At 65.5% G+C, this 12,457-nt stretch carries 13 protein-coding genes and 1 pseudogene; 7 read left to right on the forward strand and 7 right to left on the reverse strand.

Features of this window, described 5'->3' with window-relative positions; genetic code table 11:
- On the reverse strand, nt 1–386 hold a 386-nt coding region (locus KBT70_RS13650; RefSeq protein ID WP_296634579.1), incomplete at its 3' end, for an Lrp/AsnC family transcriptional regulator.
- A gap of 115 nt (nt 387–501) precedes the next feature.
- On the opposite strand from KBT70_RS13650, the gene KBT70_RS13655 reads away from it, so the two are divergent.
- Both KBT70_RS13655 and KBT70_RS13660 read left to right on the forward strand, forming a co-directional pair.
- Nucleotides 502–1,632, forward strand: coding sequence for a type III PLP-dependent enzyme (locus tag KBT70_RS13655; RefSeq protein WP_296634583.1), 1,131 nt, complete (start codon nt 502–504; stop codon nt 1,630–1,632).
- Nucleotides 1,633–1,751: 119 nt separating this feature from the next.
- Nucleotides 1,752–2,840, forward strand: coding sequence for a DUF2235 domain-containing protein (locus KBT70_RS13660; RefSeq protein ID WP_296634587.1), 1,089 nt, complete (start codon nt 1,752–1,754; stop codon nt 2,838–2,840).
- A 13-nt stretch (nt 2,841–2,853) separates the two neighbouring features.
- On the opposite strand, the gene KBT70_RS13665 is transcribed toward KBT70_RS13660, so the two are convergent.
- The 3 genes from KBT70_RS13665 to KBT70_RS13675 form a co-directional block, all read right to left on the reverse strand.
- Nucleotides 2,854–4,752, reverse strand: coding sequence for a cation:proton antiporter (locus KBT70_RS13665; protein WP_296634589.1), 1,899 nt, complete (start codon nt 4,750–4,752; stop codon nt 2,854–2,856).
- Nucleotides 4,753–4,785: 33 nt separating this feature from the next.
- Nucleotides 4,786–7,215 carry a hypothetical protein gene (locus KBT70_RS13670; RefSeq protein ID WP_296634593.1) on the reverse strand — a complete coding sequence of 810 codons (2,430 nt, stop codon included), beginning with the start codon at nt 7,213–7,215 and terminating at the stop codon, nt 4,786–4,788.
- A 116-nt stretch (nt 7,216–7,331) separates the two neighbouring features.
- Nucleotides 7,332–8,612 carry an O-acetylhomoserine aminocarboxypropyltransferase/cysteine synthase family protein gene (locus tag KBT70_RS13675; protein ID WP_296634598.1) on the reverse strand — a complete coding sequence of 427 codons (1,281 nt, stop codon included), beginning with the start codon at nt 8,610–8,612 and terminating at the stop codon, nt 7,332–7,334.
- Between the two features lie 84 nt (nt 8,613–8,696).
- Here KBT70_RS13675 and KBT70_RS13680 point away from each other — a divergent pair, with 84 nt between their 5' ends.
- Nucleotides 8,697–9,110, forward strand: coding sequence for a VOC family protein (locus KBT70_RS13680; protein ID WP_296634602.1), 414 nt, complete (start codon nt 8,697–8,699; stop codon nt 9,108–9,110).
- 4 nt (nt 9,111–9,114) lie between these two features.
- On the opposite strand, the gene KBT70_RS13685 is transcribed toward KBT70_RS13680, so the two are convergent.
- The gene (locus tag KBT70_RS13685; protein ID WP_296634605.1) at nt 9,115–9,762 is read right to left on the reverse strand and encodes an SDR family NAD(P)-dependent oxidoreductase; all 648 of its coding nucleotides are present in this window, start codon (nt 9,760–9,762) and stop codon (nt 9,115–9,117) included.
- Nucleotides 9,763–9,777: 15 nt separating this feature from the next.
- Nucleotides 9,778–10,191 carry a DUF1178 family protein gene (locus KBT70_RS13690; RefSeq protein ID WP_296634607.1) on the reverse strand — a complete coding sequence of 138 codons (414 nt, stop codon included), beginning with the start codon at nt 10,189–10,191 and terminating at the stop codon, nt 9,778–9,780.
- Nucleotides 10,192–10,470: 279 nt separating this feature from the next.
- Between KBT70_RS13690 and KBT70_RS13695 the strand changes: the two genes are divergently transcribed.
- Genes KBT70_RS13695 through bfr form a run of 4 tightly spaced genes read left to right on the forward strand, consistent with a single transcriptional unit; the run spans nt 10,471 to nt 11,843 of the window.
- Nucleotides 10,471–10,635 (forward strand): hemin uptake protein HemP, encoded by a 165-nt coding sequence (locus KBT70_RS13695; RefSeq protein ID WP_296634610.1) that lies wholly within the window; start codon nt 10,471–10,473, stop codon nt 10,633–10,635.
- Nucleotides 10,632–11,096 (forward strand): hypothetical protein, encoded by a 465-nt coding sequence (locus KBT70_RS13700; RefSeq protein WP_296634614.1) that lies wholly within the window; start codon nt 10,632–10,634, stop codon nt 11,094–11,096. The genes KBT70_RS13695 and KBT70_RS13700 overlap by 4 nt, the downstream gene beginning before the upstream one ends.
- A 20-nt stretch (nt 11,097–11,116) precedes the next feature.
- The gene (locus KBT70_RS13705) at nt 11,117–11,410 is read left to right on the forward strand and encodes a (2Fe-2S)-binding protein (RefSeq protein WP_296634618.1); all 294 of its coding nucleotides are present in this window, start codon (nt 11,117–11,119) and stop codon (nt 11,408–11,410) included.
- Nucleotides 11,358–11,843 carry a bacterioferritin gene (gene bfr / locus KBT70_RS13710; protein WP_296634623.1) on the forward strand — a complete coding sequence of 162 codons (486 nt, stop codon included), beginning with the start codon at nt 11,358–11,360 and terminating at the stop codon, nt 11,841–11,843. The genes KBT70_RS13705 and bfr overlap by 53 nt, the downstream gene beginning before the upstream one ends.
- Before the next feature lie 265 nt (nt 11,844–12,108).
- On the opposite strand, the pseudogene KBT70_RS13715 reads toward bfr, so the two are convergent.
- Nucleotides 12,109–12,457, reverse strand: a pseudogene (locus KBT70_RS13715) (epimerase); the annotation flags it as partial.

Genomic DNA, 12,457 nt, shown 5'->3' on the forward strand with positions numbered 1-12,457 from the left:
CCGCGCACGCCCTTGGCCTCGCCGATCCGGTCCAGCGTCTCATCCAGCGCCTCGGTGGTCTCGGCCTCGAGCGTCACAATCAGGTCGAACCGCCCCGAGGTGGTATGCACCCGCCGCACCTGTGGCAGCGATTTCAGCCGCGCCAGCACCGCAGGGCCAGAGCGCGGCTCGATGCTGACAAGGGCGGTCGCGCGCAGCGCCGGGCGGGCGCTCTGGCTGAGGCGCACGCTATAGCCTGCGATGACACCTGTGTTTTCCAGCCGCTCCAGCCGCGCCTGCACCGTGGTCCGCGCAAGGCCCAGACGCCGCGCCAAGGTGGCCACCGGCAGCCGGGCGTTTTCCTGCAAGAGCGCGATCAGCGCGCGGTCGGTTTCGTCGGTTTGCATCATGCCTCCGGCACTATGACGAAAATTTCCTGCAATCTATGCGAAATGACACCAAGAATCGACGAGAATTCGCAGCACACTCAAAGAAAACACGCAGCAGATTGAGGTATGCCCGATGAAAAACGCCGCCCCCTGGTCCGATCCGCGCGCCCATCTGATCCGCCAGACCCCCGATGCGGCGCTTCTCTATTTCTCGCCCGACCGGCTTCAGGCCACCGCGCGCGATTTTCAGGCCGGGTTTCCGGGTCTTGTAACCTATGCGGTCAAGGCCAATCCGGGGGCCGAGGTGCTGGCCAATCTGGTGGCAGCGGGCATAACCGCCTTTGACGTGGCCAGCCCCGAGGAAATGCGCGCCGTGCGCCGCATCTGCCCCGATGCCGTGCTGCATTACAACAACCCCGTGCGTTCCCTCCCCGAGATCGAGGTTGCGGCGCAGATGGGCGTTCGGTCCTATTCCATCGACTGCCTGCGCGAGTTGGACAAGCTGACGGGACGGATTGCGCCCGATGCCGAAATCACCGTGCGCCTTGCGCTGCCGGTGCGGGGTGCGGCCTATGATTTCGGGGCCAAGTTCGGCGTCGGGCCAGAGCGCGCGGCGGACTTGCTGCGCGCCGTGGCCGAGCGTGGCTTTACCCCGTCGATGACCTTTCATCCCGGCACCCAATGCGCCGACCCCGCCGCTTGGGGCGCCTATATCGGCGTTGTCGCGGATGTGGCGCGCGCAGCAGGCGTGCGTCTGGCGCGGATCAACGTGGGCGGCGGCTTTGCCTCGCACCGCATCGGGACGGCCCCGGACCTGAGCGCGATTTTTGCCCATATCGGGGCCGAAGTGGCCCGCGTCTTTGGCGCGGATGCCCCGGCGCTCGTGTGTGAACCGGGCCGCGCCATGGTGGCCGAGGCCTTTAGCATGGCCGTGAGGGTCAAGGCGCTGCGCGACACCGGCGCGATTTTCGTCAATGACGGGGTCTACGGCGGGCTGACCGAGATCAGGGACATCGGCGCGCCGGACCGGATCACCGTTCTGGCCCCCGATGGCACAGCCCGCACCGGTGCGCCATGCCCGCGCGTGGTCTTTGGCCCCACCTGCGACAGCATCGACCGGCTGCCCGATCCCTTGCCCCTGCCCAGCGATCTGGACGAGGGCGATTACCTTCTGATTTCCGGCATGGGCGCCTATACCCGCAGCCTCAGCACCGATTTCAATGGCTATGGCCTGCGCGAGGTTGTGACCGTCGCGCAACTGTAACGCCGCGCTCACGCCGAATTTCATGGAATCGCAACGGATTTCTGCGCAAGCTGACGGCATGATCCGTCGGCGCGCGGAACAGGTCAGGCGCGCCGCCGGAGGGCAAAGGCAGGTGCGTCATGTCGTGGCGGGGTTGGACCAAAAGCGTATTCGACTGGCTGCGGCCCGGCCCAAATGAGGCGCATCCGGCCTTTGGCCACCGGCGCGGCCCGGTCAACCATGTTCTGATCCTTGATGGCACGATGTCGAGCCTCACACCGGGGTATGAGACCAACGCCGGCCTCACCTACAAATTGCTGCGCGAGGTGTCGGGGGCCAATCTCTCGCTCTATTACGAGGCGGGGATTCAGTGGCGCGACTGGCGCGCCACCGGCGATATCGTCATGGGTCGCGGCATCAACCGGCAAATTCGCCGCGCCTATGGCTATCTCGCCAATCGCTACCGCCCCGGCGACCGGATTTTCCTCTTGGGCTATTCGCGCGGCGCCTATGCGGTGCGCTCGCTGGCCGGGGTGATCGACCGCATCGGCCTCTTGCGCGCCGAAGAAGCGACCGAACGCAACGTGCTTCAGGCCTTTCGCCATTACCGCTGCACGCCCTCGGGGCGCGCCGCACAGGCCTTTGCCCGCGCCCATTGCCACAGCGATTCGCATGTCGAGATGATCGGCGTCTGGGATACGGTCAAGGCGCTGGGCCTGCGCATCCCGATCCTCTGGCGCTTTCGCGCGGATGCCCATGGCTTTCACAATCACCATCTGGGGCGCACCACCCGGCATGGCTATCACGCGCTGGCCCTCGACGAGACGCGCAATGCCTACACGCCTGTCCTCTGGGACTGTCCGCCGGAATTCGACGGCCATGTCGAACAGGTCTGGTTCCGGGGCTGTCATTCGGATGTGGGCGGGCAGCTTTGCGGCATCCACGCCGCGCGCCCGCTCGCCAATATCCCGCTGGTCTGGATGCTCGAGCGGATGGAGGGCTGTGCGTTGCCCTTGCCCGCAGGCTGGCGCGCGCGCTTTCCGCAGGATGTGCATGCGCCGTCGGTGGGCACATGGGCGGGTTGGGGCAAAATCCTCGTGCTGCGCAGCCCGCGCGTGGTGGGGCGCGACCGCTCCGAGCGCCTGCATGAGAGTGTGGGGGGCTTGGCACAACGGCGTTGGCGCGGCCCCCGCCTGACCGGCATGGTCAAGGAACAGGGCGGCACCTGACCGCCTGTGCCCGTCACTCTTTCGGCGTGCCGGTCTCTTCCAGTTGCGACAAGAGCATGGTCTGCAACTCTGCCTCCAACTCGCGAGCGCGGGTGATATAGGCCTCGTTCTCGAGTGTCGGGCGCGCCGGGTCCCAAAGGGCTGCCAATTCCCGCACCGATTGCCGGTCATGGTGGTAAAAGGTCTTTTCCAGTTCCGCCGCCTCGAATTCCGTCAGCCCCATGTTTTCCAGCACATAGCGCCCCGCGCGCAAGGAGCTGTCGAACATCTCGCGCACGATGTCATTGGCCCCCGCCTGATAGAGCCGGAACACATGCGTGCGGTCATAGGCGCGGGCGATGATATGCAGGTCCGGACACTCGCGCCGGGCAAAGCTCACAAGCCGCACCGTGGCCTCGGGATCATCGAGGGCGGCCACCAGCACGCGCGCCCGCGCCAGCCCAGCCGCATGCAAGAGGTCGGGCCGCGTCGGATCGCCAAAAAAACCCCGCACCCCATAGCGCCGCATCCGCTCGATTGCCATGAGGTCGTGATCCAGCACCACAGTCTCGAACCCGCTGGAGCGCACCAACCGGTTGACCACCTGACCAAACCGCCCGATGCCTGCGATGATCACCGGCCCGGTCTGGTCGATGGTATCGGCCTCCGGTGCCTCGCCCCCGTCGCGCTGGAATCGCGACAGGATATCGTAGAGAATGAAGAGAAGCGGCGTGATCAGCATCGTCAGCGCGATGATCAACAGGATCACCTCGCTCAGCCCGGCCGGCAGAACATGCTGCTGCACGGAAAAGGCCACCAGCACAAAGCCAAACTCCCCCGCTTGCGCCAGCGACAGGGTAAAAAGCCACAGATCGCGCCCACGCAGGGCAAACACCCGCCCCAGCACATAGAGCACCGCGCCCTTGGTCACGATTACCGCCAGCGCCAATCCCACAATCAGCACCGGCGCACCAAAGAGCACGGTGAAATTGATCCCCGCCCCTACGGTGATGAAAAACAGGCCCAAAAGCAGCCCCTTGAAGGGGGCAAGATCGCTCTCCAACTCGTGCCGGAATTCGCTGTTGGCCAGCACCACCCCGGCCAGAAACGCGCCCAAGGCAGGCGAGAGCCCGACCAGCGTCATCAGAAACGAAATCCCCACCACGATCAGCAGGGCAATCGCCGTATACATCTCGCGCAGACGCGCGCCATGGATGAACCGGAACACGGGCCGGGTCAGGTAAACCCCCGCCAGCACAATCGCCGCCACCGCCGCAATCGTGACCAGCGTGGCCCCCCAGCCGGGCAAGGAGGCGATGAAACTCTGCGCCGCCTCATGCGGTCCGCTGGCCCCATGCGCCACCTCCGGCGTGCCGCGCGACAAAAGCTCGCCCATGATCATCTCGGGCGTCTTGGGCAGCACAAGGAGCGGCAGAAACGCCAGCATCGGGATGACGGCAATATCCTGCGTCAACAGCACCGAAAAGGCCGAACGCCCGCCCCCCGTCTGCATCAGCCCCTTTTCCGATAGGGTCTGAAGCACGATAGCGGTCGAGGAGAGCGCAAAGATCAGCCCCACCGCCAAGGCCACGCTCCACCCCAGCCCCAAGAGGTAAATCCCCGCCAGCATCACCGCCAGCGTCGTGGCAGTGATCTGCAACCCGCCCAAGCCCAACAGCCGGTGCCGCATATCCCAGAGCGCGCGCGGCTCAAGCTCGAGCCCGATGAGAAACAGCATCATCACCACGCCGAATTCGGCGACATGCTGCAATTCGGCGGTCTCGTGCCCGCCTACCAGCCCCAGAATCGGACCGATCAAAATACCCGCCGCCAGATACCCCAGCACCGAGCCAAACCCCAGCCGCGCCGCGATCGGCACGGCGATCACAGTGGCGGCAAGGTAAACCGTGGCCTGAAACAGGAACCCGTCCATCAGCAGGGCATGGGATGGGGCAGGGGCATGGCGCTACCCCTTGGGCATGCGCAGCACCACATCGCGCCCGCGTTTGTTATAGCGCAACTCTGCGTCGCCAATCGCCGATACCTGCCCCCCATCCAGCCGGTCGCCCACCTGAACCTTTTGATAGCGGCCATTCGACAGCCGCACCAGCGCGCGGCGGCTCTGTGGGCTGCCATAGACGCCGATCAGATTGACGTTGCGCAGGTTGATGGCGTTGGTCTCTGTCGCCGACCGTGCGACCGAGGCGGTGGTGGGAATATTGGGGGCCACCCGTGCCGCCGCAGCGGTCTGTATTTCGGGTTCCTCATCTTCGCCCGGCGTCGCCCGATCCGGCTGCGGTGCGCGCGCGGCCTGTTCAAGGTCCTGTGGCCGCAGCTTGGGCTTGATCGAGGTGCCCACCGCCTGCGGCAGGCTCTCGGCCACGGACCCGCGATTGGCCTCGATCAACGCCGCCGCCAACGAGGCAGAGCTGACATCGGCGGGCTGCACCTTGGGGGCGGGGGGCGGTGCGGCAGCAGCGGCGGCCGCTTCGATCACCGCTTGCGGGCGCAGGCGTGGACGCAGCGACGCAAGCTCGGACCGTGTGAGGCCCGACAGCGCCCCGCGCTCTTGCTGCTCGATCAGGTTCTCGGGCCGCGTCCGAGGCCGGATACCGCCCAGCCGCGCATCCTCGGCGGTGGTTTCGGCACTGGGTGCAGGGGCAGCCTCTGCCGGGGGAGTGGGCCGGGTTTCGGGCGGGCGCACAGGCGGCGGACCAGAGCGCACCAGCACCCCGTCCGGGGTCAGCGCGCCTTCGGGCGTGGCCAGAACCAATCCGCGCGCATCAAGGGTGAACTGCGTCCCCGGCGGTGCTGGCGCGGGCGGTGTTTCGGGGCGACGGTCGAGTGCGCTCTCGGGGGCCGGCGGCAGGGCCACGGCATCCTGAAAATTCACCGCCTCGTCGAGCGAGGTCAGGTAAAACTCGTCAATGTCGGTCGTATCGGCCTGCGCGGGCGGCTCGGGGGCCAGCGGCCAGATGCCGGTGGCGGCATAGCGCGCCATTAATTCATCGGGCGTCAACTCCTCGGGTTGCGGCGGCGTTTCCACCACTGCCTCATCCTGCGGCTCGGGTGCCGGATCAGGCGCGGTCTCTGCCGCAACTTCGGGCACAACTTCGGGCACGACCTCGGGCACAACCTCCGGCTCCGCCCCGAGCGGCGGCGTCAGCGCGACTTGCGGTGCGCTCTCGCTCGATAGCTCCTCCGGGTCACGCCCGCCAAGGAATGTCGACCAGGCCGCCACCCCCACCAGAAAGAGCAGCAAAAGCGCCGTCAGAATGAGACCCAGAAACCGCGGCTTGCCGCGTGTCGAGGGCTGGCTGCGCGCGCCAAAGATCGTCAGCCGCTCCGCCTCATCCGCCGCCGTCGTCACCGACCGCTCCGGGGCTGCACCGCTCTTGTCGCGTCGCGCGAGCAGCCCGGCAAGGCCCACCTCTCGCGCCGCCTCGGGTGCCAGGCTGGCTGCGGCCAGATCGGTCAACGCCGGGTTGGCCCCCCCGGTCAAGAGCGGAGCCGCGCCCGGTCGGGGCAATTCAGGCGCGGGGGCGGTATCGGGCAAAGGCGTAAAGCGTGCCGCCCCTTCGAGTTTGGGCGCGCCCTCTACCGGTGTCCCCCGCTCGGCCCGGATGCTGGAAAACGACAGCGCGGGCATTTCCGGCTCAGGCTTGACCGTTGGGGCCGCAGGCTTGGCCGGAGCGGCCTCGGGCGCAGAGGCAGCCGCAGGGGCAGAGGCAGGGGCAGAGGTGGTGGCCGCAGGCGGCTCCGGTGCCTTCGGACCCACGGGCGCTGCAACCGGCTCCACCACAGGTGCTGCAACAGGTGCCGAAATCGGCGCGCTGGCCTCGGGCGGTGTGACCTCGGGCAGGCGCGCGCTGCCCAGAATACGCACCGGCACCGCGTCGCGGTCCACGCCTTTCGCCTGCGCCGCCGCGCCAAAGAACGGCTCGCCCGCAAAACGATCCGATTGCGGCCGTGCCACGAAACTGACCGGGTTGAATTTATGCTCGGCGGCAAAGGCCTCGGCCTCGTCCAGGGTCTCGCTCGCCACGGCGGCGATATAGAGACGGCCGTCGTCCACGCTCCAGTCATAGACCAGATCGTCGATATGATAGGGCGTGGCCCCCTCTAATGCCTCTGCGGCTGCCCGGTCATAATCCCCGTCCGGCGCACTCGACGCGGGCAGGTCCATGTATTTGATCTGCTCGTCGGGGATAATGAGCTTGGTCGCCAATCCCGATGGATCAAGCCGCGCCGCCTTGGCCCGGAGTGCTGCCAGTTCCCCCGCAAGATCCTCCGCATCGAGCGGCACATCGCCCACAAGATGCCACCCCGCGGTGCCCGCGCGGTGCAAAAGGCCGATGCCTTCGAAAGAAAGGGACAGGGCGAAATTCGGTTTCATGGGGAACGCTTTAACACTCGTCCGGCTTTGGCGGGAGTCCTTGTTCTCGGTCCGGCCATCCTACAGCAGCTTCGCGCCGAGGCCAACCATCCGGTCGCGCCCCGGCGCTCTGCCGATTATGCGCTCGCCTTGGCCAGCGCCTGTTCCAGATCGGCGATGATGTCCTTGGCATCTTCGATCCCGATGGAAATCCGCACCACATTGGGTGCAGCCCCGGCGGCGGTCTGTTGCACAGGCGTCAATTGCCGATGCGTGGTCGAGGCCGAATGGATGATGAGCGACCTTGTGTCGCCCAGATTGGCCACATGGCTGAAGAGGTTGAGACTATCCACCAGCGTCATGCAGGCGTCATAGCCCCCCTTGAGCGCCACGGTAAAAAGCCCGCCCGCTCCCTTGGGGCAAATCCGCGCCACCCGGTCATGCCAGGGCGAGGATTTGAGGCCCGCATAGGTCACAGCCTCAACCGCCGGATGCCCTTCGAGCCAAGCCGCCACCTTTTCCGCGTTCTCGACATGCCGCGCCATGCGCAGGCTGAGCGTTTCGATCCCCATCAGCGTGTAATGCGCCGCCTGCGGATTGAGCGTCATACCCAGATCGCGCAGCCCGATGGCAATGCCATGAAAGGTGAACGCCAAGGGGCCAAAGGTCTCGTGGAACTTCAGCCCGTGATAGGCGGGTTCGGGGGCCGAGAGCGACGGGAACTTGTCCGAGGCTGACCAGTCGAAATTGCCCGAATCAACCACCACACCGCCCGTCACCGTGCCATTGCCGGTCAGGAACTTGGTCATCGAATGAACCACCAATGTGGCCCCATGCTCGATCGGGCGGCAGAGATAGGGCGTGGCCGAAGTGTTATCCACGATCAGAGGCAACCCCGCCTTGTCGGCCACCGCCGCCACCGCATCGAGATCGGTGATATAGCCACCCGGATTGGCGATGGATTCGCAGAACACCGCGCGGGTATTGTCGTCAATCGCTGCGGCAATTGCGTCCAGATCGTCGAAATCGACAAACTTGGCCGACCAGCCAAAGCGCTTGATGGTCTGGCTGAACTGCGTGATCGACCCGCCATAGAGCCGCGTCGAGACCACCACATTCAGCCCCGGACCCATCAGCGGGAAAAGCGCCATGATCTGCGCCGCATGTCCCGAAGAACAGCACACCGCGCCCGCGCCCCCTTCGAGCGTCGCAACCCGCTCTTGCAGCGCGGCGACCGTGGGATTGGTCAGGCGCGAATAGATATAGCCCACCTCTTGCAGGTTGAAGAGGGCGGCGGCGTGATCGGCATCGCGAAACACATAGGCCGTGGTCTGGTAAATCGGCACCTGCCGCGCGCCCGTGGCCGGATCAGGCCGCGCGCCCGCATGCACCTGCAACGTGTCAAATCCATAGGTCATTTCAGTGTCCTCCCGCATCATACATCTTGCAAACCCGGTTACGGCATCGCTAGGTGCCATGCAACGGGCATGAGGAGACAGACTATGGCACATCCCTTTCATCTTGCAATCAATGTGACCGATCTGGGTGAGGCGCGGGCGTTTTATGGCGCGCTCTTGGGCGGGATCGAAGGCCGCTCGACCGAGACCTGGGTCGATTTCGATTTCTTCGGCCACCAACTCAGCCTGCACTTGGGCGCGCCCTTTGCGACGCAGGCCACCGGCAAGGTGGGCGATCACATGGTGCCGATGCCGCATTTCGGCGTGGTGCTGCCGCTCGACATCTGGCGCGGCGTGGCCGACCGGCTGACAGCGGCGGCGGTCGATTTCGTCATCCCCCCGTCCGTGCGGTTCGAGGGTCAGCCGGGCGAACAATGGACCATGTTTTTCCGCGACCCCTCGGGCAATCCCATTGAGGTCAAGGGCTTTGCCGATATGGAAGCGGTGTTTGCCGCCTGACCCCTCAATAGGGATGCGCTCGCCCGTCCCAGGTCTCGAAAAGGCCGCTTGACGCCATATCCAACGCCGCGAACCGCGCCACAAGGCCGGTCGCGGCCTCTTCCACCGAAATCTCGGCGCTGCCCCCGCCCATCTCGGTGCGCACCCAGCCGGGGTGATAGATGCCCACCGCGATGCCATCCCCGGCCAGATCACTGGCCAGATTGCGCCCGAGGTTGAGGGCTGCGGCCTTCGACGCGCGATAGATATAGCTGCCGCCCGGCGCGCGGGTATGGCTGGCCATCTGGCTGGAAATGATCGCGATTTTCGCGCCCTTGCCCGCCCGCAGATGCGGCAAGAGCGCCTGCACGCTCAGGAACACGCCCGTCACATTGGTGGCAAAGGTCTCGGCCCACATCTGCGCCGGATAGCCCCCGTCCAGCGGCTGCCCCTTGTCGAGATAAACACCCGCGTTGCAGATCAAGAGGTCCACCGCCCGCGCGCCCAGATGCGCGGCCAGCGCCGCACAAGAGGCGGGATTGGTCACATCCAACGCCACCTCATCCCCTGACGGCGTGCGCGCCGTGGCGGTCACGTCATGGCCCGCTTGGCGGTAGTGATCAGCGAGAGCGCGGCCGATGCCGCGATTGGCGCCGGTGATCAGGATATGCATGGAAATACCTTTCGGTCAGTTGGATTTTCGGCGCGGCACAAAGGGCAGGGGGGCCACCGGCACGCCATCCTCGATCAGCTTGCGCGCCTCTTCGGGTTTCGCCTCGCCATAAATGGCGCGCTCGGGGGTCAGGCCATCATGCATCTCGCGCGCTTCGCGGGCGAAATTGAGGCCGACATATTCCGAGTTTTCCTCGATCTGCCGCTTGAGCAACGCCAGCGCCTGTTCGGCAGGGTTCGGGGCAGGGGCGGGGGCATCCTCGGGCGTGCTGCGCAGACTGGGGGCCATCAGCGCCTTGTGCACATCCGAATTGCCGCAGACCGCGCATGTCACCATGCCTGCACCGTGCAATTTGTCAAAGGCGGCAGCGGATTGGAACCAACTGTCGAACGCATGTTCGTCGGCGCATTTGAGGGTGAACTTGATCATTTCCCGGTCCATCACATCGCCGCCGATAGTTACGCTGCCCGGCGGGAAATTCAAGCTATGCTTTTGATCTTGCAGCCCAAGCGCAAGTATCACTCGCCTGTGCGTCGCAGGAAACAGGGTCAAAACCTGAGTGGAAAAATCGGAATTGACATACCTTACTATTTAAGTCAGAAAAGAGAGGCCAAGCCAGCCCGGTCCTGCGGTCAGCCCGGCCCAACCTGTAACAGAGGACCGATCCATCATGGCACAACGTCTTTCCACACCGGCGGGGGTATCCGCATGATCCGCGCTCAGACCAAATCCGATCCCGATCTGGTGGCCCAAGCCCCCTGTCACGATGCCCGCGCCCTGACCGATGGCGCCAATACGGCGCTCATTGTGCTCGACGGGCAAATCTACACCCTGCGCATCACCCGCGCGGGCAAGCTGATCTTGACCAAATGAAACACGCGCGCGACTGGACCGGACAGATGCCGGTGGATCAAATGGGCCAAATGGACGGGCTGAACCGCCTGACCGTGGCTGCGCTGCGGGCGTGGAACGCGGGCGGCGCGGCGCGCGCCCATGCGCTCCTGTGTGACCGTATGGCCGAACCGATGGCGCTGGCCGCCTTCGAGGCGCTGCATGACCTGACCGAGGTGATGGGCCCGCACATTCGCCGCCCCCTGCGCTGTCACGCGCCGCAGTGCACGTGCGTCGGGCTCGACGAGGCCGCCTTTGCCCGCTTTGTCGAAGAGGCGGCCTTGGGCGAGCGTGAGGATGCGCTGCTCTTGGCCAGCGTTCTGGTGCAGGCCCGCGCGATCCTGCCGCTGACCGATGCAGCGGCGCGCCTTGGCCTTTGCCTGCACCGCGCAACACTCCGCACGCCGCGCATCCCCGACCCCGCCAGCGCCACGCGGCACTAGCCACAAAAGGGACTGAACCGATGATGATCTGTCACTGTATGGCCATTACCGATGCCGACATTCGCCGCGCGATGGACTGGATGCGCGCGGCCGATCCCGAGACACTGATCACCCCCGGCAAGGTCTATCGCGCGCTGGGCAAGCGCGCCGATTGCGGCGGATGTCTGCCGCTGTTCATTGACACCATGCGTCAGGCCGATAGCTTACGTATACCCATGCACCTGCGCGCACCTGGCCGCGCATCCACACAGGGAGAACCACATGAAGGGCGACACCAAGGTCATCGAGTATCTCAATCAGGCTCTGCGGAGTGAGCTGACGGCGGTCAGCCAGTATTGGCTCCACTACCGGCTGCAAGAGGATTGGGGCTATGGCCGTATTGCCGCCAAATCCCGCGCCGAGAGCATCGAAGAGATGCAGCACGCCGACCGGCTGATCGAGCGGATCATCTTTCTGGGCGGGCATCCCAACCTGCAAAAACTCGATTCGCTGCGCATCGGACAAAACCTGCGCGAGACGCTCGACTCCGATCTCGCCGCCGAACACGACGCCCGCACGCTCTATATCGAGGCGCGTGCCCATTGCGATAGCGTGGCGGATTACGTCACCAAGAACCTCTTTGAAGAACTGATCGCCGATGAAGAGGGGCATATCGACTATCTCGAAACCCAGATCGACCTCTACGATCAACTCGGTGCCGAACGCTACGGCCTGCTCAACGCAAGCCCCGCGGATGAGGGCGCGTAGAGACAGGATGCTCCGCGGTATGCGGGGGGCGAGACTGCGCTGACATTGGCCCCAATCCCCCGCGCGAATAGCACCGAAGGTGCCGCGCGGATCGCTGGGCCGTCTGGCGGCCTAGCGATTCTGAGAGGGCGCGCATCGCTGATGGGTCATACGGATTTTGCTGGCATAAAGTGGCAGCCACGACTGTTGCTTCGCTAGTCCCCGGCCCAGCGACCCCGCGGCTACTCGCTTGGCTCACAACCTTCTTTCACCAATCGTCCCACCCCTAAAACACCGCATGGGCCCCTAGGTCCACCCGCGCTTGTCCCGTGATCACCGCCTCATAGATATCAAACAGCCGGTCCTGCCCGGTCTCGGGCGTGGCGTGGGCATCATAGGCCCCCGCCGCCGCATCCCAGACCAGCATCGACTCGGTCGCATAATAACGCCCGATCCGCGCCAGTTCCGCCTTGGCCCGCAACCCCGGCAGCACCCGGCCCCCCAGCGACAAGCCCGCAATGATCGCATCCATCATCCCCACCGGCACCTGCCGCAGCTTGACCGGACGGCCCAACCGCTGGAACAACCACTCGGCCTGATCGCGCGGCGTGATCGCCGGACCGGGGCCACCAATC

The organism is Roseovarius sp. (genome assembly GCF_018066915.1).
In the GTDB taxonomy this organism is placed as follows: domain Bacteria; phylum Pseudomonadota; class Alphaproteobacteria; order Rhodobacterales; family Rhodobacteraceae; genus Roseovarius.